The sequence below is a fragment of the Mycobacterium cookii genome, from assembly GCF_010727945.1.
Lineage (GTDB): Bacteria > Actinomycetota > Actinomycetes > Mycobacteriales > Mycobacteriaceae > Mycobacterium > Mycobacterium cookii.
In genome coordinates this window covers 4,972,180-4,996,812 of the sequence record NZ_AP022569.1, presented here as the reverse complement: position 1 = coordinate 4,996,812, position 24,633 = coordinate 4,972,180, and the positions used below count along the sequence as shown (strand labels likewise).

Below are 24,633 nucleotides of genomic sequence, written 5' to 3'. Positions count from 1 at the left end.
TCTTCCTTCTTATTCGGCGGCGAGGAATTGCAGGGCGTCGGGCACGAAGGTCTGGTGGTGCTGGAAGATTCCGCCGTGTCCGGAGTTGGGGTAGATCTTCAACGTCGCGTTGGGCAGGCGCCGCGCCATGTCGGCTGAGTGGGCGCTGTCGACCATGAGGTCGTGGTCGCCGTTGGCGACGAAGGCGGGCATGGTGAGGACCGACAGGTCGTCGGGTTCACTGAGCCCGGCGTGCCGGATGGCCTTGATCTGTGCGATTCGGGCCTGTATCGAGATGCCCTTGTCGCGGTCGTGGGTGCGTTCCTTGAGGCGGGAGAAGTAAGCCGCGGCGGCGCGCTTGCCCTCGGCGTCGCGCGGGAAGAACAGGAAGTTCCTGGCGTCGCTTCGGGTGAGCAGAGCTTTGATGTAGGCACCCCCGACGATCGTGCCCATCTTGTCGATGCCGCCGCCGCCGCGGGGACCGGTGCCGGCCAGGATCATGCGCCGCACCAGTTCCGGCGCTTGGAGGGCGACCATCTGGGCGACGCCGCCGCCAAGAGAGAATCCGAGCAGGTCGACTTTGTCGAGGCCCATGGCGCGGATGAAGGCTATTGCATCGGTACCCATCTGCTCGATGGTCGGCGGCACGCTGGAGCCGGTTGCACCGACACCGCGGTTGTCGAAGGCGATCACGCGATGGTGGGCCGCGAAGCCGTCGATGACTCGTGGGTCCCAGTCGTCGAGCACTGCCATCAGGTGGTGCAGGAACACCACCGGAACCCCGGAGCCGGTGCCGAGTTCGCGGTAGGCGAATGGAGTGCCGTCGACGTTGATCGTCCGGGTCGGAGCGTCTTTCCACGTCGTCGTCTTCGTGGTCATCTGTTGCCTTTCGGGCTACTGGGTCAGGCTGCGCCAGCGGCGGACGAGGTTTTGGGTATACCGATTGGTGTACCGACATTCGCCACCATAGTAAACCGATTGGTATATTGCAAACCATGCGGGTACACGATCGACTCACCTCAGCCACCGCGACCCTGATGCAGCGCCACGGCGTGGCCGGCACGGGCATCGCGCAGATTCTCGACACCAGCGGGGTGACCCGGCGTTCGATCTACCTGAATTTCCCCGGCGGAAAGGCCGAACTCGTTGCCGCCGCAACGCGTTCCGCAGGTGACGAGATGGCCGCCATCTTGCGCGACTACGTGGACGAGCCTGATCCGGTCGCCGCATTCGCCCGGATGTGGAGCGAGGTCCTGGTGAGCTCTAACTTCGAGGGTGGCTGCCCAATCGTGGCGGCGGCGTGCGCTCGGGACGAGGCCCCGGAGGCGGCCGCCGCCGCCGCTAAGGCATTCGCCACCTGGGAGGAGTTATTGACCGACCGATTGATCGGCGAGAAAATCGAACGTTCGGTGGCACAGTCGCTTTCGACGACGATAGTCGCCGCGGTCGAAGGGGCTGTCATCCTCTCGCGCGCGGCGCGATCGACCAAGCCGCTCGAACAGGTCTCCCATCACTTGGAGGAGCTCATCGCCGCGAATCGGCCTACCGCGCGAGGTAAGCGGCCCACGGCAAAGTGACACCGATCGATTTACAGGTCGTGGAGCACAGTGTACGGTCCTCAAGTACACCAAACGGTTTACTCCAAGGATGCGCCTGATGAAGTCATTCACGCTCGACAAGTATGCGAAGAAGAGCAGCCTTCGGGCGGCCGAGATGCCCGAACCGCTCGTCGGTGATGACGACGTGCTCGTCGAGGTGCACGCGGCCGGAGTGAACGTGCTCGACGCCAAGATCCGAGACGGCGAGTTCAAACTGGTTCTCCCCTATCGCCTTCCGCTGATCATGGGCAACGACGTGGCCGGAGTTGTGACGCGGGTCGGCCCCCGAGTGCAGAAATTCAGGCCCGGTGACGAGGTGTACGCGCGCCCGGACAAGGACCGAATCGGCACGTTCGCGGAGTTCATCGCGATGAATCAACGCGACGTGGCGTTCAAGCCGACGGCCCTCACCATGGCTGAGGGCGCCTCCGTTCCCCTCGTTGGCCTGACCGCCTGGCAGGCGCTCGTCGAACAGGCCGACGTGAAGCCAGGGCAGAAAGTATTCATTCAGGCGGGGACCGGTGGGGTTGGCACGATCGCGATCCAGTTGGCGAAGCATCTGGGTGCAACCGTGGCCACGACGTGCAGTTCAACCAGTTTCGACATGGTGAAGAGTCTCGGTGCCGACGTCGTGATCGACTACAAGACTCAGGACTTCGAGACGATTCTGCATGACTACGACGTGGTGCTGCACAGTCAGGACGCTCCGGCACTGCAGAAGTCACTGCGAGTCTTGAAGCCCGGCGGCACGCTGATCTCAATTTCCGGACCGCCCGATCACGTATTCGGTGGGGAGATCGGAGCTGCATGGTACGTACGACTGGCGCTCCGACTTCTGAGTTTTGGGACGCGGAGAAAGGCCCGCCGGCTCGGCGTCCGCTTCTTCTTCCTCTTCATGCGCGCCAATGGCGAACAACTCCAGGACATCACCGCACTGATCGACTCCGGCGTCATTCGCCCGGTCATGGACAAGGTGTTCCCGTTCGCGGAGACCAATGCCGCGATGGCCTACGTCGAGTCGGGACGGGCCAAGGGGAAGGTCGTCGTCACGGTCAAGCCGAACCTTGGCTGACCGCCTCGTCGACGAGGGTCTGGGCAGCCTTGCGGGCGTGCGTCCAGGGCTCGGGCTCGTTCAGGGAGGTTGACAGCGCGGCCGCGCCCTCGAAGAGCACGGCGAGTTGATTGCCGAGCATTCTGGGGTTGGCTGCGCCCGCCGCTCGAGCCAGCGTGACGAGTCCGTCGATGTAGTTCCGTTTGTGCGCTTCGACGATGTCGTGAACTTCGGGCATGCCGTCAGCGGCCTCGACGGCCGCGTTGTGGAACGGGCAACCGCGCATAAGTCCGCCCGCAGGAGGAGTCTCGAAGAGAGCCAAGATGCGAACCCTGGGGCTGCGCTTGTCGACGGCGGGATCGGGTCGGATCGGATCGCCGACGCCCTGCCGAATGTAGCGGAGATACTCCTCCACCACGGCCGCCTTGCTCGGAAAGTGCTGATAGAGAGTGCGTTTGGAGACCGACGCCTCAGTAGCCAGGCGTTCCACCCCGGTGGCATTGATGCCCTCCTGATAGAAGAGCCGGATGGCGGCGTCGAGGATTCGTTGCCGCGCACCCCGACCGCCACGTCCGGACGCCGGTTGCGTCTGCGCGTTCGTGTCCATGACGAAAGTATACCGCTTGGTTTACATCGTCAGGGAAGCCGTGTAGCGTTCGCAACGAAGTAAACCAATCGGTATACCAAGGAGTGGCAACCACATGAGCACGACGACCTACCGGGACACGCCGACCAAGACCATCGACATCGGTGGCACCACCTTTGCGTACCGCGAACTCGGTACCGCCACCGGCGTGCCGGTGATTTTCCTCAACCACCTCGCGGCCGTGCTGGACAACTGGGACCCGCGGGTCGTTGACGGCATCGCCGCCCACCGTCACGTCGTCGCCTTCGACAACCGCGGCGTCGGCGCGTCTGGCGGGAAGGCGCCGGACACGATTGCCGCGATGGCACGCGACGCCATCGCCTTCATCAGTGGGTTGGGCTTCGAGCAGGTCGACCTTCTCGGTTTCTCGTTGGGCGGCATGGTTTCTCAAGAAATCGTCAAGCAACAGCCGCAGCTGGTGCGCAAGCTCATCTTGGCCGGAACCGGACCGGCGGGAGGCGTGGGCATCGACAAGGTGACCCGAGTAACGATCAGCGACAGTACAAAAGCCCTGCTGACGGGCAAGGATCCGAAGGAGAATCTCTTCTTCACCAAAACGGCGAACGGAAAGGCGGAAGCCAAGCGCTTCGTCAACCGGCTCAAGGAGCGCTCAACCGATCGCGACAAGTCGATCTCCATCAGCGCTTTCCGCATGCAGCTGAAGGCCATTCACGCCTGGGGTGTCCAGCAGCCCGCAGACCTGTCGACGGTCCGCCAGCCCGTCTTCGTCGTCAATGGCGACGATGATCGTATGGTGCCCACCAGCAACTCACACGACATGGCCCGTCGGTTCCCGAACGCGCAGTTGAAGATCTACCCCGACGCCGGACATGGCGGCATCTTCCAGTTCCACGACGAGTTCGTCGCCCAAGCGAGCGAGTTCCTGCAATGAGCCGCAGCAGACGAAGGTTGCAGTGGACGCTGGGGCTGCTGGCCGGATTGCCCGCGGGAAGTGCGGCCCTAGAAATCCTGAGGGGCCCTCAAGCAGTTCCCGGCGGTTCACCCGCCGTAGCGCCAACCGTCGACAGCGCCCTCAGATACGCCAACGTCTTCAAACTCGCAGTAGCGCCAATCATCTGGTCGCAATTGTCACGCATCGAGCAGTCACCCACCGCGACATTAGCCGAAGCCACCATCGGCGTCGGTGGTCTCGCCCGGCTGTGGTCGTGGCGGCAGGCCGGGCGCCCACATCCGGTCATCGTGGCCGCGACCGCGCTCGAGCTCATCGGGATACCCATCATCCTGGCCTGGCAACGAAGCATCGCCGACCACTGAATGTCCCCAAACATCAAGTAGGAGAACGTCATGACCACACTGCTTAACCAAACCGTCCTCGTTACCGGAGCCAATCGCGGCATGGGACGCCACTACGTGACCCAGTTGCTTGATCGCGGGGTGGCCAAGGTCTACGCCGCCGCCCGCGACGCGGGGCAGATCGATACGACGGACCCGCGGGTCGTCGCACTGACACTCGACGTCACAGACGCACAGTCGGTGGCGGCCGCAGCGGAGGCGGCACCGGACGTCAGCGTGCTGATCAACAACGCCGGCATCGTGCGCGGAGCGTCGGTCCTGGGTCGAGACACCTCGGGGCTGCGAGATGAGTTGGAGACCAACCTCTTCGGACCGCTCGCGATGGCCTCCACCTTCGCCGACCAGATCGTTGCGAAGAGGGGGGCGATCGTGAACGTCGCGTCGGTACTGGCCTGGTTGCCCGTCGGAGCGAGCTACGGAGTATCGAAGGCTGCGATGTGGAGCGCCACGGACTCCATGCGTCTCGAACTCGCCCCTCGCGGCGTCCAGGTCGTGGGCGCCTATGTGGGTCTCGTCGACACCGACATGGCGTCGTTCTCCGACAGTCCCAAGTCGGATCCTGCCGACGTGGTGCGGCAGATTCTCGACGGGATCGAGGCAGGTGCCGCTGAGGTCCTCGCCGACGAGATGACTCGGCATGTGCGGGCGGAGCTGAACAAGCCGATCCTGGAACGCACGCCAGGCTGAGCGGTGATCGTGACAGCGGATAACCACCCCGCTCCCGAGCACACGTCGACGCGAGGTAGCACAAGGCGGGCAATGGCCGCGTACATGTCGGGCAGGAATGAAATCTTGCACTTGGACCCCAGCTACCCCTTGGGGGACGGTCTTGAGCCGCCCAGCGAAGCTTCTACGCCGATTCCTCCGGAGGCCTGGGCAAACCGCTCACGAGTTCTCCGGCATCGATATCGAGCCCGTCGGCGATCTTGATGATGTTCTCTAGCCGAAGGCTGCGTTGGCCGCGCTCGACCTTGCCGAGTTGCGTCCAGTGAATGCCACAACAGACTGCCGCGGCCTCCTGACTTAGCCCAAGCTCAGTGCGACGATTGCGGACACGTTCCCCAAACGTCCGCGCCCGGAACTGTACTGTTCGTGGTCCAGTCGCAGCAGTGTGCATCGGTATAGGCCACAGTTCGTGGGGCGTTGCTCCCACCGTCGCCGCCGGCTAGCACGGTGATGGACAAGGCATCGGTATCCGCTGTTGCGTCGAGGGCGGTGCGTGCGATGCGGGTCAACACTTCGTCGAGGGGCTCCTCGGCCGCGAACACGTCGCGCAAAGACTCAAGCCGCAGGTCTCACCGACTTGCCATAGACCCACTGATCACAGTTGCGTCCCTCTGCATAGCACATACCCGGTCTACGAGTGGGAGCGCCATGATCACCTCCCCCGGAAGACGTCCCGCCAGCCGCTTCATGACTACCGAGGGCTAGGCAATGCGGCAACCCCGGGCCCGCCGCGCACCTAGCACGCCGTGTACCCGCTTCGCCCATCGCCACACCAGTAACACTCCGGTCTAATTGCGACAACCAGATCCCTCTCGGCGCGCTGTCTGGTTCGAAGAACGGGGTGACAGATGCGTGGCTCAGATGAAATGACGCAGGATCGGCGAAGTTCAGGGCTTAGGGTCGTCGCCGGATGGGGCGTGCCGGTCGCCGAGGCTGCGGTGAAGTTCGGCGTTCATTGCCTGGGCCTCAGCGAGTTGGTCTTCGAGGATGATGATGCGGCACGCCGCCTCTAGCGCGGTGCCGTGATCAACCAGACCACGAGCCCTCGCCGCGATCCGCAGTTGATAACGGGAGTAGCGGCGATGTCCGCCCTCGGAGCGTTGTGGGGTGAGGAGTTTCGCCTCGTCGAGGCTCCGCAGGAACGCTGGGGTGGTTCCCAAAATTTGGGCGGCGCTGCCCATGCTGTAGGCGGGATAGTCCTCGTCATCGAACTTGTCATTCGGTTTATTGTCGGCAGGACCGTTTTTGGCTTGTACCACAACACCTTTCAAAGCACTAGAGATAGGGCTACCGGGCCATTACCGGCCTCTCCCTAGATTGCACTTACATAGCCGGGGTCCGGCGCCGCGGTAAACCACACTGTGCTCATGGAGAAGGGCCGGACCCCCGGTGCACACCATCGCACCGGGGCGCCGGCCCTTCAGGAGATCACTACCATCTAATGACACTGCTGTGAACTGCGGTATCCGCCCGACACTTAACATCACGGGCGATCCGACGGTAACTCCTTCCTTTCTCTCCCTCGTGCAGGTACTGCACTTGCCGGTACTTCTCCTCTTACGCGACGGTCTGAGGACTGCTGTCCTACTCTCCGGCCCTCGTGACTGACCGCGCTGATTGCGACGCATCACGGGTAGTTCGTCATCTCCCGTGCCAGCACCCCTTTGCTCTGTTGCATGGAAGACTCTAACCGCACGGATGGTGAATGTCTACCCTCAACACTAGAGATTTTCGGTGGTGCCGATGGCAGGAAGTGTTCTACGATCCCGAAATGGCCTTACCTGACTCTGGCGGCAGCGGGGTGGATGCGATCCTGCGACACATCGATGCGGAAGCCGATTCCGTCAGCATCGAAGTGACGCTGTACCTGCCCTGGGGTGTGGCGACGGGAATAACAGTGCCCAGTGCATACTTCGGCCACTACGTCACCAAATTCTTCGCCAGAAACGACGCCGAGGATGTCGCCGGCCGTATCGGAGCGCTCGAAGCAGAGCAGGCCAGGACCTTTCTTCATCTCCGCAAGGCCCGGTGTTATGTCGCGGGCACCATGGTCGAGCATGACTCGTTGCGCATCCGTTTGTCCGATGTCTCCGCGTGGACGGTCACCGGCATTGAGGGCCCATCAGCCGAGCCGTCGCTTCTCCCATAAGCGCACCTGTGATTGCCGCTCTGTCGGCGGGACTTGGGGAGCCCCGTCGACAGCGGCCGCGCTCAAGCGGGTCTGCCGCACCTGCGGTCACCACCTTGGATCACTGAGACCGGCAAAGGGAGCACTCTGTCACTGCGTGGATTACAGCGATTCGCGCCTAAGCGATGCGAAGGGCGGGCAGTGCTCCTCGGGTTGAGTCGTCAGCGACCACGCTCCCTCGTCCGTCGGGTTGCAGCGTTGGTGCCCCCGCCGCCGTTAGCTATGGCCGGGACCGCAGCGTCTGGGTGGCACTGGTCCTTGGATGAAGGGGCGTCCGTCGGGCTGCCCCGACAGCCAGGTGCTCCATTTGCCCTCGAAGAACGGGCCGGAGTGACCCGCCTTCTCGTAGAAGCCCTGAGGGTCGTACACCTTGGATTCGGGGAATGGCCATGGGCAGGCCACCGAGGTGGACAGCTTGGCGGCGCGGATGGTGAGGAAGCCGCGGCCGTAAACGGCGCCCGCGTTGCGGCAGAACTCGGCACCTTCTTGGACTCTCCGCACGATCTCCAAGCCGTATTCGACGAGATCGTCAGACTCGTCGTAGACCTCGAAGATCATTGGGGGAGCGCCCTTTTCCGCGACGTGATCGGACTGTACTTCTCACCGACGCGGCCAGAAGAGGATGAGTGGACAGACCACCCCACCATCGTGCTGTTGGCCGCTGAGATCATGCGCGCCCGTAATCGCGGCGAAGTGTTCTCAGATGTCGACGCTTTCCACAGCGCCGTATTCTTCCTGCTCGGGCTCTACGCGCTGTTGACAACCATGCGCGGCGACGCCCCCGGTCGCGACGGGCTGCTCGCTAAGTTCGTTGCAAGCGAACTCCGAAGCCTGCGAACCGAAGTCGTGTCGCCTGTGTAGCGACGACGGCGCGCCTTCTTCAGGGGGTTGAGGGGTGCCCCTTTACTAGGCGCGCCACCGCCTCGAACGGCCAGCGACCCTTCTCTCTCTGGCAATCCGACGTGTACCCGAGTACATGAAACAGGCAGCTAAGCAGCGGGTTCGAGCGACTCCCCCGGCCACCGACTCGGTAAGTCACCAAGAAATACGGCGTGCCGTCCTTGTGAGTGCGCTCACGAATAAAGGCCACGCCGCGCACCTTAACGTCAGGTGCGCTGACGTGGTGCTGACGTGGCCGATACTCGTTCTATTCTCGCTGGTCAAACTGTGGAGCTGCCGGGAATCGAACCCGGGTCCTACGGCATTCCCTCAAGACTTCTCCGTGCGCAGTTCGCTATGCCTCTACTCGGATCTCTCGATCACGCGAACAAGTTCGAGATGACGATCCCAGTCGCTGTTTGATGTCCCCATGGGTCCCGCGACCGAACCCGTGGGTGGGTCCCTCTAGCTGATGCCAGGGTCCGGGCCGAGGGCGCTCCCGGTCTGACAGACACGCAGTCGCTTAGGCAGCGAGTGCGTAGTCGCGCTGTGTTGAAACGGCGCTTATATGGTTGCAACGACGCTTACGGTGGTCTCTTGCCTGCACCGGCACGCTTCCCTTGATTCGATGCGCGAAGTCGAAACCGTTCAGCCCCTCGCATCCCCGCCGAACTTCGGCAGGACAATTCATGATACGCGCTTTTCAACGCCAGGTCAGCGACCATCCATCCCGGATCAGATCACGAAGTTCACACGCTCGACGATGCGCGAGCCGACCTACGGTGTCGCCGCTGAGCTCGACACCGGCCGCGACGGGCTGCCCATGCGGCCTAATGCTGGACCGGGGTCAGCCAGCGGCAATCAGCGACACCGACGTGGCCGTCAACAACATCCCGACCGCCTGCCAGCGCGTGAGCCGCTCGCGCAGCACGACGATCGCCAGGATGACGGTGGTCGCCGGGTACAGCGAGATCAGAATGCTCGCCAGCGACAGCATCCATTTCTGGATCGCCAGCAGCATGGTGATGTTGGCGCAGGTATCGAGTATCGCCGCGGCGACCGCCAGCCGCAGCGGCGTGCGGGACGGCAGCGCAAAGTTCTTGCTCCCCGCGCATACGGCGAACACCAGTACGGTGGCCGCGGCACGCGCGAAGAACAGCGGCCACAGCCGGCACTCCACCGGAGCCTGGTGCAGCAGAACGAAATCCAGCCCGAAGGCCACTCCCGAGCCGACCGTCAGCCACGCGACTTTGCTGGTGAATCGATGGGTGCGGACGTCCTCGTCGTCCGGAGATTCCCGGCTGACCAGAACCACTGCGACCATGGCCAGCACCACGCCCATCGATGCCATCTCGCCGGGTCGTTCGCCCAACGCCACTCCGACGGCGACGGGCACGGCCGCGTTGAGCACCGCGGCCAGCGGCGAGACCACCGAGATCGGGCCGGCGCTAACGGCCGCGTAGAACCAGTACACGCCGATCGCCTGACTGATTCCGTAGAGCGCACCCCAGAGCACCGCGCCCGGGTGGACCGGTCCGCCGGCCGTCACCGCGACGACGCCGAGCATGACGGTGGCGACCGGATAGGTCACCAGCATGACGCGGAGTGCAGCCGCTCGCCGGGAAGCCACACCCCCGACGAAATCACTGACGCCGTAGCTGACCGCGGACAGCTGGGCGTACGCGGCGCCGATCAGCTCATGCCCTTGGCGCGCCGACCCAATTCGCGAATGACCTCGCGCTGCGCGTCGCGCTTCGCCATGTCCTGACGTTTGTCGTGGGCTTGCTTACCACGCGCTAATGCAAGCTCCACCTTGACTTTTCCTTCGAAGAAGTACAGCGACAACGGGACGAGCGCGAGGTTACCATCCTTGATTTTGCCGATGAGTGCGTCGATTTGGCTCTTGTGGAGAAGCAGCTTCCGGTTGCGCCGCGGCTCGTGGTTGGTCCAGGAGCCGTGGTGATATTCCGGAATGTGCAGGTTACGCAGCCAAACTTCGCCGTCGTCGACGGTGGCGTACGCATCCACCAGCGACGCTTTGCCTTCGCGCAGGCTTTTAACTTCAGTGCCGAGCAAAACCACACCGGCCTCGAACACGTCCAGAATCGAGTAGTTGTGCCGGGCTTTGCGATTGGAGGCCACGATCTGCCTTCCTGGCGCAGCTTTGCCGGACGGCTTCTTGGCCACCGCTATCGCCGTACGTACAGGCGCAATGTCGCGTACGCCGTGACCGCGGACATCGCGACACCGACCAACAGCAACAGCGGTGCGATGTAGAGGATGTCGGCGTAGTCGATCGGAGCGATCAAGTGGGCTTGGTAGAACTGGCTGAGCGCACTGTCCAAGAAGAGCGCGCGCACCACGATCAGACCGACGATCGCGATGACGACGCCAAGGGTGGCCGCGACCATGGCCTCGACCAGGAACGGCAGTTGGGTGTACCAGCGGGTGGCGCCAACCAGCCGCATGATCCCGATCTCGGTGCGGCGGGTGTAGGCGGCGACTTGAACCATGTTGGCAATCAACAAGATCGCGCCGATCGCCTGCACCAGCGCGACCGCGAACGCGGCGTTACTCAAGCCGTCCAGCACGGCGAACAGCCGGTCGATCAGTTCCTTCTGGTTGAGCACGTGATCGACCCCGGGCTGGCCTTGCATCGCCGCGTCGAACTCGGCGTGCTGTTCGGGATGCTCCAGCTTGACGATGAACGACGCCGGGAACGCGTCTTTGCTCGCCAGATCTTTGAACTGAGGGATCTTGCGGATGGCGTCGTTGTAGGCGTCTTGGCGGTTGAGGAACCGAACCGACTTGACGTCGGTGCGCTTCTCGATCTTCTCCCGCAACGCTTTACACGCCGGGCTCTCACATGTCGCGTCGCTGGCCGAGATCTCGGGGGTGAGGAAGACCTGCGTTTCGACCCGATCGAGGTAGATGTTGCGCGAATGGTCGGCCAACCGGACTACCAGCAAGCCGCCGCCGAACAAGCCGATCGAGATCGCGGTGGTCAGGATCATCGCGACGGTCATCGTGATGTTGCGCCGAAAACCGGTCACAACCTCGTTGAATAGGAAGCTGAAGCGCACTTAGCGGTCCATCCCGTAGACACCGCGCTGCTCGTCGCGGACCAGCCTGCCCAGCGACAACTCCACCACCCGCTGCCGCATCGAGTCGACGATGTGGTGGTCGTGGGTGGCCATCAGCACCGTGGTTCCGGTGCGGTTGATGCGCTCGAGTAGATCCATGATGTCGTTGCTGGTCTCCGGGTCGAGGTTTCCGGTGGGCTCGTCGGCCAGCAAGACCAGCGGTCGGTTGACAAACGCGCGCGCGATGGCCACCCGCTGCTGCTCGCCACCGGACAGCTCGTGCGGCAGCCGGGTGGCCTTGCCGGACAGACCGACCATCTCGAGCACGTCGGGCACCACCCGGTTGATCACTTCGGGGCGCTTGCCGATCACCTCGAGCGCGAACGCGACGTTCTCGAACACGGTCTTCTGCTGCAGCAACCGGAAGTCCTGGAACACGCAGCCGATGACCTGGCGCAGCTTGGGGACATGCCGTCCGGGCAGCGTGTTGACGTGGAACTTCGACACCCGCACATCGCCCTTGGTCGGCGTCTCGGCCCCTAGCAGCAACCGCATGAACGTCGACTTGCCGGATCCGGACGGGCCGATCAGGAAGACGAACTCACCCTTGTCGATCTTGAGGTTCACGTTGTCCAGCGCCGGGCGCGCCGACGATTTGTATTGCTTGGTGACGTGGTCGAGGGTGATCATCACGGGTCGCCAGTGTAACCGTGCGTTTGAGTGGTCCGGACGACGCGACGCGCTGACGAGCGACAGCGCCTCATCCGGGCAGGCCCGGCAACCCCGGCAGTGCGGGGCCGGGTGCCGGCGGCGGCGGAGTCGGGCTCGGCGCGGGCGTCGTCGTACCCGGTCCGAACGGCGGCGGCAGCACCGGAAGCTGGAACAGCGGAGGCGGCGTGGTCGTCGGGGGTGTGGTGGTCGTCGGTGGCGGCGGCGTCGTAGTCGGCGTCGGCTCGGTTGTCGGCGTGTCGTAGCTGGGCGGCGGCTGCACCCGGCTGCGCGGGACCCAGGTGTAAGCGGGGTCGGGAACGAAGCCCGGCGGTACCACCTGCGGTACTGCCGGCGGGGTCGGGGCGGGCCGGTAGGTGTCGTAGGTCCACCACACGGCGAAGAACGCGACGATCAACACCAGCGTCGACGTCCGGACCCGTCCGCCGAACATGTAATTCGGCCAGTGCCGATTCGCAGCGCGGCCACGGTTTTCCAGAACGTTGAGGGTGACCTTCATCAGCGCTGCACCGGCTCGTGGGTCTTTTCGTACTCTTCCTGCTCGGCCGTGGCTGCCTCGACTCCCAGCCCGCCGACGACGTTGACCTTCGCGTCGGCCGTCGTCCCGATCCCCGAGTGGGCCAGCGCACGGACGACCAGGACGCGGAGCTGACGGCCGGCTTCGAACTGCTTGCCGGGCAGCGTGCGGGCCACCATCCGCAGCGTCACGGTGTCGACTTGAATGCTCTCCACACCCATCACAGTGGGCGCGTCCAGCAACAGCTCGCCAAGGACCGGGTTGTCCAGAGCGCGCTCGCACTCCTCGCGCAACACTTCGCCGACCCGGTTGAGGTCGGCCGACGTCGAGACGGGGATGTCCACCACGGCGCGAGCCCAGTCCTTGGACTGGTTGACGGCCTTGATGATCTGGCCGTTCGGGATGGTCAGCACCTCACCGTTGGGCGAGCGCAGCCTGGTCACTCGCAGCGTCACGTTCTCGACGGTGCCGCTGGCCTCGGCTGTCGACACGATGGTCAGAGTGACGAGATCACCGAAGCCGTACTGCTTTTCGACGATGATGAAGAACCCCGAAAGGATGTCTCTGACCACCTGCTGCGCACCGAAGCCCAGTGCGGCACCGATCACGGTGGCCGGCGCAACCAAACCCCTCACGGAAAAGCTGAGGACGTCGGCGATCTGCACGATGCCCCAGATCGCGATCAGGACGATGGACACCCACTGGATCACCGACGCCACCGCCTGGCGGTGTTTGGTCGCCTCCGAGCGCACCAAGGCGTCGCTCTCCGTGAACTTCTCGTCGAGCTGCTGGGTGATCTGATCAGTGACCCAGGTGACGGCCCGAACCGCCAGGATCGCGACGATCACCAGCATGATCACCCGCAGACCGCGAGTGATGATCCATAGCCCGATCTCGCCGTGCCAGAAGTCGTGCCAGCGCTGCGCCGTGCTGATTGCCGAATACGTCGTTTTAGTCGTCATCTTTTCGATTGCGCCATCTGATCCCTGCTTCCAGGAATCCATCGATGTCTCCGTCGAGGACGGCTGCCGGGTTTCCTACTTCGTATTCCGTACGCAGGTCTTTGACCATCTGATACGGGTGCAAAACGTAGGACCTCATCTGGTTACCCCAGGAGCTGCCGCCGTCCCCCTTAAGTGCGTCGAGTTCCGCGCGCTCTTCTAAACGCTTGCGTTCCAACAGCTTTGCTTGAAGAACACGCATCGCGGCCACTTTGTTCTGCAGCTGCGACTTCTCGTTCTGACAGGTGACGACGATACCCGTCGGGATGTGCGTGAGTCGAACCGCCGAGTCGGTGGTGTTGACCGATTGCCCACCGGGGCCACTGGATCGGTACACGTCAACGCGGAGATCGCCCTCGGGGATTTCGATGTGATCGGTGGTCTCCACCACCGGCAGCACCTCGACTTCCGCGAACGACGTCTGCCGTCGGTTCTGGTTGTCGAACGGGCTGATCCGCACCAGGCGGTGCGTGCCCTGTTCGACGGACAGCGTCCCGTATCCATACGGCGCATGCACCACGAACGTCGCGCTCTTGATGCCGGCCTCTTCGGCGTAGGAGGTGTCGAACACCTCGACCGGGTACTTGTGCTGTTCAGCCCAACGGATGTACATCCGCATCAGCATCTCGGCCCAGTCCGCGGCGTCCACGCCACCGGCGCCCGAGCGGATGTTGACCAGCGCCTCGCGCTCGTCGTACTCGCCCGAGAGCAGTGTCCGCACTTCCATCGCCTCGATGTCGGCGTGCAAGGCCTTGAACTCCGCGTCGGCCTCGCCTTTGGCGTCTTCGGAGTTCTCTTCGTCGGCAAGCTCGTACATCACCGGTAGATCGTCGAGTCGCTGGCGCAGCTCTTCGACACGTCGCAATTCGCCCTGGGTGTGCGACAGCTCGCTGGTCACCCGCTGCGCACGGGCCTGGTCGTCCCACAAGTTGGGATCGGACGCCTCGTGCTCCAGCTTCTCGATCCGGCCGCGCAGACCGTCGACGTCCAGCACCCGCTCCACCGTGGTCAGGGTGGAGTCGAGAGCCGCGATGTCAGCCTGTCGGTCGGGATGCACAGGTCATCACGTTACCGGCCGGACACTTTGTACGGACCGCGCGACCGGCTACAGGCATGCTGGCCAGACGTTTAGCATCAAGGCTTATGCGTCCACTTCACGTCGCGATCGTCGGCTCGGGCCCTTCTGGATTCTTCGCCGCGGCGTCGCTGTTCAAGGCCGCCGATGCGGACGACAACCTCGACATCGCGGTGGACATGCTGGAGATGCTGCCTACGCCGTGGGGCTTGGTGCGCTCCGGCGTCGCGCCGGACCACCCGAAGATCAAGTCGATCAGCAAGCAGTTCGAGAAGACCGCCGACGACCCGCGATTCCGGTTCTTCGGCAACGTCGCGATCGGCGAGCACGTCAGCGCGTCGGAATTGGCCGAGCAGTACGACGCGGTGGTCTACGCGATCGGCACCCAGTCGGACCGACCGCTGAACATCCCCGGCGAAGAGTTGCCGGGCAGCGTCGCCGCGGTCGACTTCGTCGGCTGGTACAACGCGCACCCACACTTCGAGGATGCGACGCCCGACCTGTCCGGCGCCCGCGCGGTCGTCGTCGGCAACGGCAACGTCGCACTCGATGTCGCGCGCATCCTGGTGACCGAGCCCGACGAGCTCGCCCGCACCGACATCGCCGACCACGCGCTGGAGTCGTTGCGGCCCCGCGGCGTGCAGGAAGTGATCGTGATCGGTCGCCGTGGCCCACTGCAGGCCGCGTTCACCACCCTGGAGCTGCGCGAGTTGGCGGATCTGGAGAACGTCGACGTGGTGGTCGATCCGGCGGATTTCGAGAACATCAGCGAGGACGACGCGGCAGCGGTCGGCAAGGTCTGCAAGCAGAACATCAAGGTCCTCAAGGGCTACGTGGGCCGCGAGCTGCGGCCAGGCCATCGCCGGATCGTGTTCCGCTTCCTGACCTCTCCGATCGAGATCGGCGGCGCAGAGCGCGTCGAGACGATCGTGCTCGGGACCAATGAGCTGGTCAGCGATGACAACGGGCGGGTGGTGGCCAAAGACACCGGCACCCGTGAGGAGCTGCCCGTGCAGCTGGTGGTCCGTTCAGTCGGCTACCGCGGCGTACCGACACCCGGACTGCCGTTCGATGAGAAGAGCGGCACCATCCCCAACACCGACGGCCGGGTCGACGGCAGTCGCAACGAATATGTCGTCGGCTGGATCAAGCGCGGGCCGAGCGGGGTGATCGGCACGAACAAGAAGGACTCGCAGGACACCATCGACACCTTGCTCGCCGACCTGGCCGGTGCCGAATTGCCCGACTTCGGTGCCGATCACGCCGATAAACTCGCCGCCTGGCTCGCCGACCGCCAGCCCAAGCTGGTCACCGACGCGCATTGGAAGCTGATCGACGAGCATGAGCGGTCGAGCGGTGAGCCGCACGGACGGCCGCGGGTGAAGCTGCCGAACCTTGCCAAGTTGCTGCACATCAGCCACGGCTGATCCCGGCTAGCCGGGCGGCGCGTAGGCCCACTTGTCGGGATTGCGCGGGGAGTACATCACCGGCTTGAGTTCGCCTATGGTCGGCCACTTCTCGACGTCGGCGGTCGTCCGCTGATACACGGCGTACTCCTTCACCGTCGGCCCGTCGATGACGCCGCTGATCGTGACGATCTGCTCACCGGTGGCGTCGGGCCGCGGGCTGACTCCGGTGATCAGCAGCGTGCCACTCAACCAATCCGCGCGCGGGCCCTGCCGGAACAGCCGGGGTGCCACGATGCCCGCCGCGACCGCGACGAGGAACACCACCGTAAGCATTTCCCACACGACGCCATCGTAGGACCGCCCGCGCCGCTCAGGTTGTGGTTGAGCGATAGGCGGGGGTCCAGCGCACCTGCGCGATCCGCTCGGCGAGCTCGTCGTCGCTGCGTTTGGGTGCCACGCCGTCGGCGACAGCCTGCGCCGCCGCGGCCCGGGCGATGCGCACCGCCACCCCGGGCACATCCGGCCAAGGCGGCAGCAGCGGCTGACCGGGGTCGGCGAGTGCGGGCGAGGCGTCGCCCAGGGTGGTCGCGGCGACCCGCATCATCTCGTCGGTCACCCGCGTCGCCTGCGCGGCGGTCACGGCGAGTCCCATGGCCGGGAAGATGTAGACGTTATTGCATTGGGCCACAGTGTATTCGACGCCATCGCGGACCAGCGGCGCGAACGGCGAACCCGTGGCGATCAGTGCGCGCCCGTCGGTCCAATGGTCCAATTCGGCCGGATGCGCCTCGGCGCGGCTGGTCGGATTGGACAGCGGGAAGATGATCGGCCGCTCGGTTTTGCCGGCCAGCTCACGGACGATCGGCTCGGTGAAAGCCCCTGCGGCGGTGGATAATCCGAGCAGCACGCCGACGTCGACATGATGGATGACGTCGGCGAGCTGGGCCGGCCCGGACACGCCCCAGCCGGCCACCCGGCCCGCCGGTTGGGCGAACGCACGCTGTTCAGCGGACAGGTCGTTGCGATCGTCGGTGAGCAGACCGACCACGTCGACCACCCAGATCCGTTCGGCCGCAGCCTGATCGGGCAGCCCTTCATTGACCATCTCGCGGCGGATCATGTCCAGCACGCCGATCCCGGCTGAGCCGGCGCCGAGCATGACGACCTGCTGCTGGGACAGCGGGCGGCCGGCCACGTTCGCCGCGCCGCGCAGCGCACCGAGGGTGACCGCGGCGGTGCCCTGGATGTCGTCATTGAAGGTCAGCAGCTGGTCGCGGTAGCGCGTCAGGATGGGCTGGGCGTGCGCGGTGGCGAAGTCTTCCCACTGCAGCAACACATTCGGCAGATGCCGCTGCACCGCGGCCACGAACCGGTCGATGAACGCGTAGTACTCGTCGTCGTGGATGCGCCGGTGCCGCCAACCGAGGTAGAGCGGGTCGTCGAGGAGTTCGACGTTGTCGGTGCCGACGTCGAGGACGATCGGCAGGGTGCGAGCGGGATCGATACCGCCGATCAGGGTGTAGAGCGACAGCTTGCCGATCGGAATGCCCATCCCGCCGATGCCCTGGTCCCCCAAGCCGAGGATGCGCTGCCCGTCGGTCACCACGATCACGTCGACGTCGCGCTGCGGCCGGTTGTCCAACACCTCGTCGAGTTGGTCGCGGTCGGGATACGACACGAACAACCCGCGCGGGCGACGGTAGATCTCGCCGAAACGCTGGCAGGCCTCCCCCACCGTCGGGGTGTAGACGATCGGCAGCGTCTCCGAGATGTGATCGCTCAGCACCCGATAGAACAGCGTCTCGTTGCGATCCTGCAACGCCCGCAGATAGATGTGTTTGTCGAGATCGTCGTGGCGAGTGGAGAACTCGTGCCAACAGTGCCGGGCCTGCTCGTCGAGGGACTTCACCCTCGTCGGCAGCAACCCCAGCAGACCCAACCGGCGACGCTCGGCCTCGGTGAACGCGGTGCCCTTGGTCGTCAGCGCGTCGAAAAGGGCCGCCTGCCCTCGCTTTTCGTCAGCCATGGGTCGATGGTACGGACGGTGGCGAGTCGACTCATGCGAATCCGACGCCGTTAAGCATTTGGTCATCGGCGACGACTAAAGCTTTACTGTCGTGATGCGTGACGACGATCTCTCGGTGGCACTGCACCTGGCCGACCAGGCCGACGCGGTGACACTGGCCCGCTTCGGCGCGGTCGACCTGAAGGTCGACACCAAACCCGATCTGACGCCGGTGAGCGACGCGGATCACGCGGTCGAGGCGGCCTTGCGCGACACGCTCGGCCGGGTCCGACCGGACGACAGCATTCTCGGTGAAGAGTTCGGCGGGTCAACCACTTTCACCGGACGCCAGTGGATCATCGACCCGATCGACGGAACCAAGAACTTCGTCCGCGGCGTGCCGGTGTGGGCCAGCCTGATCGCGTTGCTCGACGACGGGGTGCCTCAGATCGGGGTGGTCAGTGCGCCTGCGCTGCAACGGCGTTGGTGGGCTGCCGGCGGAGCGGGCGCGTTCGCGACGTTCGGCGATGCGCCGGCCCGTCGCATCTCGGTTTCCTCGGTGGCGCAGCTTGATTCGGCCAGCCTGTCGTTCTCCAGCCTGTCCGGATGGGCGCAACTCGGTCTGCGGGACCGCTTTCTCGATCTGACCGACGCGGTGTGGCGGGTGCGTGCTTTCGGCGACTTCCTGTCCTACTGCCTGGTGGCCGAGGGAGCGGTCGACATCGCCGCCGAGCCGGAGGTGTCGGTGTGGGATCTGGCGCCGCTGGACATCCTGGTGCGCGAGGCGGGCGGGACGTTCACCAGCCTCGACGGCCGTGCCGGGCCGCACGGCGGCAGCGCGGTCGCGACAAACGGCTTGCTGCACGATTCGGTCGTGACGAGGCTGTCCCCCGCATAGGTTCGAACGTGTGAACTAGTTAACACACGTCTTCTATCTTACTCCGGAGTAAGATACAGTCATCGCACTGCCCCAACGACCGAGGCTGCATTCATGACAAACACTGTCACCCCCACGAACGGCTCGGGAAACGGCTCCAAGCCGCGCCCCAGGCGCAGCGGCAACAAGTCCGCGATCGGCGAGCAAACCCACAAACGCACCGGCATCGACGTGGCGATAGGTCTGCTCACACCGCTCGTCGGTCAGGAGTTCCTGGACAAATACGGCCTGCGCGACCCGCTGAACCGCACGCTGCGCTTCGGCACCAAGCAGATCTTCTCCGTTGCCGGAGTGGCCAACCGTCAGTTCAAGAGGGTCGAAAACCTGCGCGGCGGTGCGACCAGGCTGAAGACCAGCGGCAAGGACTACTACGACCTGACGCCCGACGACGACCAGAAGCTCATCGTCGAGACCGTCGAGGAGTTCGCCGCGGAGATCCTGCGCCCGGCCGCCCATGACGCCGACGCGGCCACCACCTATCCCGCCGACCTGGTCAAGAAGGCCGCGGAGCTGGGGATCACCGCAATCAACATCCCCGAGGACTTCGACGGCATCGCCGCCGAGCGCTCCAGCGTCACCAATGTCCTGGTGGCCGAAGCGCTGGCCTACGGCGACATGGGACTGGCGCTGCCGATCCTGGCGCCGGCGGGCGTCGCCGCTGCTCTGACCCACTGGGGCAGCGCCGGCCAGCAGGCGACCTACCTCAAAGAATTCGCCGGCGACAACGTCCCACAGGCCTGCGTGGCCATCGCCGAACCGCATCCGCTGTTCGACCCGACCGCGCTGAAGACCACCGCGGTCCGCACCCCCAGCGGCTACCGGCTCGACGGCGTCAAATCGCTGGTCCCGGCCGCGGCCGATGCCGAGTTGTTCATCGTCGCCGCCCAACTCAACGGCAAGCCGGCGCTGTTCATCGTCGAGTCGTCGAGCGACGGCCTGACCGTCAAAGCCGACCCGAGCATGGGTATCCGCGCTGCCGCGCTGGGCCGCGTCGAACTCGACCATGTCTCGGTGCCGCTGAGCGCGCGCCTCGGCGAGGACGACGCGACCGATGCTGACTACTCCGAAGCCATCGCACTGTCCCGGCTGGGCTGGGCCGCGCTGGCGGTGGGCACGTCGCACGCGGTGCTCGACTACGTCGTGCCCTATGTGAAGGAACGGGAAGCCTTCGGCGAGCCGATCGCCCATCGGCAATCCGTCGCATTCATGTGCGCCAACATCGCGATCGAACTCGACGGGCTGCGTCTGGTCACCTGGCGTGGGGCGGCCCGGGCCGAACAGGGCCTGTCGTTCTCCCGCGAAGCCGCGTTGGCGAAGCGCCTCGGCGCCGACAAAGGCATGCAGATCGGTCTGGACGGTGTGCAACTGCTCGGTGGCCACGGCTTCACCAAGGAGCACCCCGTCGAGCGCTGGTACCGCGACCTGAGAGTCCTCGGCGTCGCCGAGGGCGTTGTCGTTATCTAGTCCTTCACTTCACTGCCAACGAAAGACCAATCATGGCAATCAATTTGGAACTGCCCGGCAAGATGCGCGCGGTGGTCGAGAAGGCCCACCAGGGCGCCGCGGAGATGATGCGGCCGATCGCCCGCAAGTACGACCTCAAAGAGCACGCCTACCCCGTCGAGCTCGACACGCTGGCTGAACTGTTCGCCGGCGCCTCCGAATCCAACACGTTGGATATGGCCGGCGCCAACGGTCTTCGCAGCAGCGAGAGCAACGGCGAGAACCGCAACGCGGCCAACATGGCGGCGGCGTTGCAGGCGCTGGAGGCCAGCTGGGGCGACGCCGCCATGCTGCTGTCGATCCCCTTCCAGGGCCTCGGCAACGCGGCGGTGTCCGCCGTCGCCACCGACGAGCAACTCGAGCGGCTCGGCCGGGTCTGGGCGGCGATGGCGATCACCGAACCGGGATTCGGCTCCGACTCGGCGGCGGTATCCACCACCGCCAAGCTGGACGGCGACGAGTACGTCATCAACGGCGAGAAGATCTACGTCACCGCCGGCTCGCGGGCCACCCACATCGTGGTGTGGGCGACCTTGGACAAGTCGAAGGGCCGCCCGGCGATCAAGTCATTCATCGTGCCGCGCGAGCATCCCGGCGTCACCGTCGAGCGACTGGAGAACAAGCTCGGCATCAAAGGCTCTGACACCGCCGCCATCCGCTTCGAGAACGCCCGCATTCCCAAGGAAAATCTGCTGGGCAACCCTGACATCGAGCCGGGCAAGGGATTCGCCGGGGTCATGGAGACCTTCGACAACACCCGGCCGGTGGTGGCCGCCATGGCGGTCGGGATCGCCCGCGCCACGTTGGAGGAACTGCGCAAGATCCTGACCAACGCCGGTGTCGAAATCTCCTACGACAAACCGGCACTGGCGCAAAGTGCCGCCGCGGCCGAATTCCTCCGGATGGAAGCCGAATGGGAATCCGCCTACCAGCTCACCCTGCGTGCGGCGTGGCAGGCCGACAACAACATTCCCAACTCCAAAGAGGCCTCGATGTCCAAGGCCAAGGCCGGCCGGGTGGGCAGCGACATCACCCTCAAGGCCGTCGAAATGGTTGGCACCATTGGCTATTCGGAGGAGACGCTGCTGGAGAAGTGGGCTCGCGACTCGAAGATCATGGACATCTTCGAGGGCACCCAGCAGATTCAGCAGCTCGTGGTCGCGCGCCGGCTGCTCGGCCTGTCGTCGTCGGAGTTGAAATAGGCGCGATCAGGCGGCGATCAGCTTGAGCGGCAGGCGCTCGTGTCTGCGGATGATGTTGTTGACCGCCCACGTCGGCGGCGCGGTCAGCTCGATCCGGTCGACGCGCTCGACCAGTGCCCGCAGCATCGCCTGAGTTTCCATGCGCGCCAACGCCTGTCCTGCGCAGGCATGGCTGCCGTGACCGAAGCCGAGTTGCCGGGTGGCGTCGCGGCGGATGTCGAAGCGGTCGGGGTCGTCCCACTCGCGCTCGTCGCGATTGGCCGAGGCGTAGATGACCAACACCCGTGAGCCGGCTGGAATGTCAGTGTCACCGATCCTGGTCCCGCAAGCGACTTTTCGCGAGAACGCCCGCAGCGGCGCTTCGTGGCGAACAACTTCGTTGACGGCGTTCGGGATCAGCTCGTGGTTGCCCTTCACGATCTCCCACTGCTCGGGGTAAGCGGCGAACAGGTACAGGGCACTGGAGATCGCGCTGATGGTCGTGTCCAGCGACGGTGCGACGTAATCGACCATCAGTGGCGAGCAGTCGCGGCGCCGCAGATGCCCTTGGTCGGCCGCGACCAGCACGTCGTGACCCAAGCTGCCTTCGAGCACGCTGCGTCGGCGCACGACCCCGCGCGCGAACCGAAGCATCTGCACGCTGGACGGCAATGACTTGACCCACTGCCCGTTGAGCGGGCCGAGGATGTCGAATGTCGCTCCGCCCCAGGCCAGCAGATCATCTCGCTGGCCGCGTGGCCAGCCGACCAGGTCGGGCACCACGGCCAGCGGCAGTGCGGACGCAAGATCGGTCACGCCGTCGACCTCACCCCTGCCCAGAGCGGCCTCGACGACCTGGTCCGCCTGCTCGTCCACCCTGTCGCTGATCTTGCGCAATGCCCGTGGCAACATGCGGTGGGCGAGCAGCTTGCGCCGCTGATCGTGTTCGGCACCATCGCTGTTCAACGTGGTGCCGCGGGAGAGCCGGTTGGCGATTGCGTTGAGCGCCACCCCGTCGCCGGAGACGAATGTCGCATCGTCGCGCAACACCGCTTTGCATTCGGCGAATCGCGGCAGCGCATAGACCCGCTGCTTGGACAGCCACACCACCGGACCCAGCTCGCGCAGCCGCGCATAGTGCGGATACGGGTCGACGATGGCGTCGGCGCTGTAGATGTCGGGCCGATAGACCGGAGTTCCGTTGGGCAGCTTCGGCATTGGCATCTGTGATCTCAGATCTTCTCGGTCACGGCGAGTGGCGCCGGTCGAGCCGGCTCGACGGCTGCGGTCAACCGCGGTATCGCATTGCAGAGAGGCCGCAGACGTCGGCCGCTCTGCATGACGGTTCGGTCCGGCCGGACCACGGCGGCGAGAGCCCGGCCGCTGCGCAGCCAGCGCGCCAACTCGCTGCCAGGTTGCGCGATGACGACGGTGGTGCCCCGCAGACGTAGCTCCTCCCTTCTCGGCTGGTCCAGCGGCTTGGCGGTGATGAGCCCGAATCCGTTGCCCAACAACGTGTCCAGCCGTACTGCATCGCTGACGACGGGATTCGGACACAGGCTGCCGGACAGCCCGTGTGGTCGCCGTGGCTTGAGGATCAGGGCAGAGCTGCGCAACGGTGGTGTGTTGCTGTTGAGCAGCCGCGTGCGCACCCCGGGAATCAGATACAGCCGGGGCACCAACAGGCGACGGATCAGGTTGCCGAGACGCCCGCCGGCGGTCATCGCCCAGCCCATGCCCAAGGCCAACCGGATCATCATGCGTACGTGCGGCTTTCGCTCTGCCTCGTAGGTATCGAGGCTGCCGGCAGGCAGGTCGTCGCCGATTACCGCGGCCAGTTTCCAGGCCAGGTTCATGGCGTCCCGCAGTCCGCTGCCCATGCCCTGTCCGATGAACGGCGGCGTCAAGTGCACCGCGTCGCCGAGGAGTAGCACGTTGCGGTCGCGCCACCGATCGGCCAGCTGGGCGCGGAAGGTGTACTCGGCGATGCGCAAGACCTGCAGTCGCCGGTCATCGATACCCTCGACCCACGGTTCGATCAGCTGCCGGAGCGCCGTCAACGTCCGGTAGTCGTCGGCGCTTTCCCCGGACAGCAGTCGGAACTCCCACCGATAGCGCGTCGGCCCGATTCTCATGTAGGTGGCGGCGCGTACCGGATTGCAGACTTGGTGCACGCCGTCCCACTGATTCAGCTCGGCCTCTGTCGCGACGTCGGCCACCAGCCAACGTTGCTCGAATCCCAGGTCTTTCATCGCCGATCCGATCGATGCGCGGGTAATACTGTTGGCACCATCGCAACCCAGGACGTAGCGCGCTTCGACCAGATGCTGCTCTCCGGTCGACCGGTCGGTAAATTCCACCGTGACGCAGCCCGGATCACTCTGGCTGACATTCGTGACGTCGACGTCGCCACGTAGTTGCGCGTTGGGGTAATTCGCGAGGTTCGCTCGCAACAGCGCCTCCAGTTCGGGCTGATCGAACATGTTGGCCTGGGGGTAGCCGTGGATGCTCGCGCCGGCATCACGCTGAAACTGGGCCAACAGTCGGAAGTCTCGGTCGAGGAGCCGCAGTCCCATCGCCGGTCGGGAGATCGCGGCGAATTCCGCGCCGACACCCAACCTGGCGATAATGCGATGGACTTCGTCGTCGAGATGCACGGCCCGAGGCTGCGGATATGCGGTCGCATACCGGTCCAGGACCAGGCAGCCAATCCCGTACTGCGCCAACAGGGTCGCTGCCGTGATCCCGGTGGGGCCGGCACCGACCACGACTACCGGGACTGCTCTCGGAGTGCTGGAAGTCATTCGATTTC

General features: G+C 64.9%; 26 protein-coding genes, 1 other RNA gene and 1 pseudogene. 11 read left to right on the top strand and 17 right to left on the bottom strand.

The annotated features are described in order from the left end of the window. Positions 1-9 precede the first annotated feature (9 nt). Positions 10-858 (bottom strand): alpha/beta fold hydrolase, encoded by an 849-nt coding sequence (locus G6N27_RS23560; RefSeq protein WP_163780644.1) that lies wholly within the window; start codon positions 856-858, stop codon positions 10-12. Positions 859-974: 116 nt separating this feature from the next. On the opposite strand from G6N27_RS23560, the gene G6N27_RS23555 reads away from it, so the two are divergent. Beyond that, positions 975-1,556 (top strand): TetR/AcrR family transcriptional regulator, encoded by a 582-nt coding sequence (locus G6N27_RS23555; RefSeq protein ID WP_163780642.1) that lies wholly within the window; start codon positions 975-977, stop codon positions 1,554-1,556. Positions 1,557-1,635: 79 nt separating this feature from the next. Further along, complete coding sequence (locus G6N27_RS23550) at positions 1,636-2,649, top strand: NADP-dependent oxidoreductase (RefSeq protein WP_163780640.1); 1,014 nt, start codon at positions 1,636-1,638, stop codon at positions 2,647-2,649. Here the strand turns inward: G6N27_RS23550 and G6N27_RS23545 are convergent. Further along, entirely contained in the window at positions 2,630-3,235 is a 606-nt protein-coding gene (locus G6N27_RS23545) for a TetR/AcrR family transcriptional regulator (RefSeq protein WP_163780638.1), read from the bottom strand. The two genes, G6N27_RS23550 and G6N27_RS23545, sit on opposite strands and share 20 nt — an antisense overlap. Before the next feature lie 94 nt (positions 3,236-3,329). Between G6N27_RS23545 and G6N27_RS23540 the strand changes: the two genes are divergently transcribed. The 3 genes from G6N27_RS23540 to G6N27_RS23530 are packed head-to-tail and all read left to right on the top strand — an operon-like array spanning position 3,330 to position 5,275. Next, positions 3,330-4,166 (top strand): alpha/beta fold hydrolase, encoded by an 837-nt coding sequence (locus G6N27_RS23540; protein ID WP_163780636.1) that lies wholly within the window; start codon positions 3,330-3,332, stop codon positions 4,164-4,166. Next, entirely contained in the window at positions 4,163-4,549 is a 387-nt protein-coding gene (locus G6N27_RS23535) for a DUF4345 domain-containing protein (protein ID WP_163780634.1), read from the top strand. The genes G6N27_RS23540 and G6N27_RS23535 overlap by 4 nt, the downstream gene beginning before the upstream one ends. Positions 4,550-4,579: 30 nt before the next feature. Beyond that, positions 4,580-5,275, top strand: a complete 696-nt coding sequence (locus tag G6N27_RS23530) for an SDR family oxidoreductase (RefSeq protein WP_163780632.1) — start codon at positions 4,580-4,582, stop codon at positions 5,273-5,275. 163 nt (positions 5,276-5,438) lie between these two features. Here the strand turns inward: G6N27_RS23530 and G6N27_RS23525 are convergent, their stop codons facing one another. Further along, positions 5,439-5,705, bottom strand: coding sequence for a helix-turn-helix domain-containing protein (locus G6N27_RS23525; protein WP_163780630.1), 267 nt, complete (start codon positions 5,703-5,705; stop codon positions 5,439-5,441). Positions 5,706-6,201: 496 nt separating this feature from the next. Continuing rightward, on the bottom strand, positions 6,202-6,585 hold the full coding sequence (locus tag G6N27_RS23520) for a MerR family transcriptional regulator (RefSeq protein ID WP_232064767.1): 384 nt from the start codon (positions 6,583-6,585) through the stop codon (positions 6,202-6,204). Between the two features lie 500 nt (positions 6,586-7,085). Here G6N27_RS23520 and G6N27_RS23515 point away from each other — a divergent pair, with 500 nt between their 5' ends. Then, positions 7,086-7,463 (top strand): hypothetical protein, encoded by a 378-nt coding sequence (locus tag G6N27_RS23515; RefSeq protein ID WP_163780628.1) that lies wholly within the window; start codon positions 7,086-7,088, stop codon positions 7,461-7,463. A gap of 255 nt (positions 7,464-7,718) precedes the next feature. Here the strand turns inward: G6N27_RS23515 and G6N27_RS23510 are convergent. Continuing rightward, positions 7,719-7,952: pseudogene (locus G6N27_RS23510) on the bottom strand (spirocyclase AveC family protein); the annotation flags it as partial. Positions 7,953-8,156: 204 nt separating this feature from the next. Here G6N27_RS23510 and G6N27_RS23505 point away from each other — a divergent pair. Continuing rightward, positions 8,157-8,363, top strand: coding sequence for a hypothetical protein (locus G6N27_RS23505; RefSeq protein WP_163780625.1), 207 nt, complete (start codon positions 8,157-8,159; stop codon positions 8,361-8,363). A gap of 304 nt (positions 8,364-8,667) precedes the next feature. On the opposite strand, the gene ssrA is transcribed toward G6N27_RS23505, so the two are convergent. From ssrA to prfB, 8 genes are all read right to left on the bottom strand, one after another. Continuing rightward, positions 8,668-9,037, bottom strand: a transfer-messenger RNA (tmRNA) gene (gene ssrA / locus G6N27_RS23500). 191 nt (positions 9,038-9,228) lie between these two features. After that, positions 9,229-10,077, bottom strand: coding sequence for a DMT family transporter (locus tag G6N27_RS23495; RefSeq protein ID WP_163782239.1), 849 nt, complete (start codon positions 10,075-10,077; stop codon positions 9,229-9,231). Next, positions 10,074-10,568: an SsrA-binding protein SmpB gene (smpB, locus tag G6N27_RS23490; RefSeq protein WP_163780623.1), complete on the bottom strand. Its 495-nt coding sequence runs from the start codon at positions 10,566-10,568 to the stop codon at positions 10,074-10,076. Before smpB ends, G6N27_RS23495 begins: the two co-directional genes overlap by 4 nt. A gap of 2 nt (positions 10,569-10,570) precedes the next feature. Beyond that, positions 10,571-11,464: a permease-like cell division protein FtsX gene (gene ftsX / locus G6N27_RS23485; protein WP_163780621.1), complete on the bottom strand. Its 894-nt coding sequence runs from the start codon at positions 11,462-11,464 to the stop codon at positions 10,571-10,573. Beyond that, positions 11,465-12,154 (bottom strand): cell division ATP-binding protein FtsE, encoded by a 690-nt coding sequence (gene ftsE / locus G6N27_RS23480; RefSeq protein ID WP_163782236.1) that lies wholly within the window; start codon positions 12,152-12,154, stop codon positions 11,465-11,467. It lies immediately after the preceding gene. Between the two features lie 70 nt (positions 12,155-12,224). Further along, positions 12,225-12,692, bottom strand: a complete 468-nt coding sequence (locus tag G6N27_RS23475; RefSeq protein WP_163780619.1) for a hypothetical protein — start codon at positions 12,690-12,692, stop codon at positions 12,225-12,227. Next, complete coding sequence (locus tag G6N27_RS23470) at positions 12,692-13,672, bottom strand: mechanosensitive ion channel family protein (RefSeq protein WP_163780617.1); 981 nt, start codon at positions 13,670-13,672, stop codon at positions 12,692-12,694. The genes G6N27_RS23475 and G6N27_RS23470 overlap by 1 nt, the downstream gene beginning before the upstream one ends. After that, a complete protein-coding gene (gene prfB, locus G6N27_RS23465; RefSeq protein ID WP_163780615.1) occupies positions 13,662-14,768 on the bottom strand; it encodes a peptide chain release factor 2 in 1,107 nt (368 codons plus the stop codon). Before prfB ends, G6N27_RS23470 begins: the two co-directional genes overlap by 11 nt. Positions 14,769-14,854: 86 nt before the next feature. On the opposite strand from prfB, the gene G6N27_RS23460 reads away from it, so the two are divergent. Beyond that, positions 14,855-16,213 carry an FAD-dependent oxidoreductase gene (locus G6N27_RS23460; protein WP_163780613.1) on the top strand — a complete coding sequence of 453 codons (1,359 nt, stop codon included), beginning with the start codon at positions 14,855-14,857 and terminating at the stop codon, positions 16,211-16,213. Between the two features lie 6 nt (positions 16,214-16,219). Here G6N27_RS23460 and G6N27_RS23455 read toward each other — a convergent pair whose 3' ends face one another. Both G6N27_RS23455 and G6N27_RS23450 read right to left on the bottom strand, forming a co-directional pair. Continuing rightward, positions 16,220-16,537: a hypothetical protein gene (locus G6N27_RS23455; RefSeq protein WP_163780610.1), complete on the bottom strand. Its 318-nt coding sequence runs from the start codon at positions 16,535-16,537 to the stop codon at positions 16,220-16,222. Between the two features lie 28 nt (positions 16,538-16,565). Next, positions 16,566-18,221: an NAD-dependent malic enzyme gene (locus G6N27_RS23450; protein ID WP_163780608.1), complete on the bottom strand. Its 1,656-nt coding sequence runs from the start codon at positions 18,219-18,221 to the stop codon at positions 16,566-16,568. Positions 18,222-18,315: 94 nt separating this feature from the next. Here G6N27_RS23450 and hisN point away from each other — a divergent pair, with 94 nt between their 5' ends. The 3 genes from hisN (at position 18,316) to G6N27_RS23435 (ending at position 21,842) form a co-directional block, all read left to right on the top strand. Beyond that, positions 18,316-19,098 carry a histidinol-phosphatase gene (gene hisN / locus G6N27_RS23445; protein WP_163780606.1) on the top strand — a complete coding sequence of 261 codons (783 nt, stop codon included), beginning with the start codon at positions 18,316-18,318 and terminating at the stop codon, positions 19,096-19,098. 93 nt (positions 19,099-19,191) lie between these two features. Continuing rightward, positions 19,192-20,601, top strand: coding sequence for an acyl-CoA dehydrogenase family protein (locus tag G6N27_RS23440; RefSeq protein WP_163780603.1), 1,410 nt, complete (start codon positions 19,192-19,194; stop codon positions 20,599-20,601). A gap of 32 nt (positions 20,602-20,633) precedes the next feature. Beyond that, positions 20,634-21,842 (top strand): acyl-CoA dehydrogenase family protein, encoded by a 1,209-nt coding sequence (locus G6N27_RS23435; RefSeq protein WP_163780600.1) that lies wholly within the window; start codon positions 20,634-20,636, stop codon positions 21,840-21,842. 6 nt (positions 21,843-21,848) lie between these two features. Here G6N27_RS23435 and G6N27_RS23430 read toward each other — a convergent pair whose 3' ends face one another. Both G6N27_RS23430 and mhpA read right to left on the bottom strand, forming a co-directional pair. Beyond that, the gene (locus G6N27_RS23430) at positions 21,849-23,039 is read right to left on the bottom strand and encodes a cytochrome P450 (protein WP_163782234.1); all 1,191 of its coding nucleotides are present in this window, start codon (positions 23,037-23,039) and stop codon (positions 21,849-21,851) included. A 14-nt stretch (positions 23,040-23,053) separates the two neighbouring features. Beyond that, a complete protein-coding gene (gene mhpA, locus G6N27_RS23425) occupies positions 23,054-24,625 on the bottom strand; it encodes a bifunctional 3-(3-hydroxy-phenyl)propionate/3-hydroxycinnamic acid hydroxylase MhpA (protein ID WP_163780598.1) in 1,572 nt (523 codons plus the stop codon). Positions 24,626-24,633: the final 8 nt, after the last annotated feature.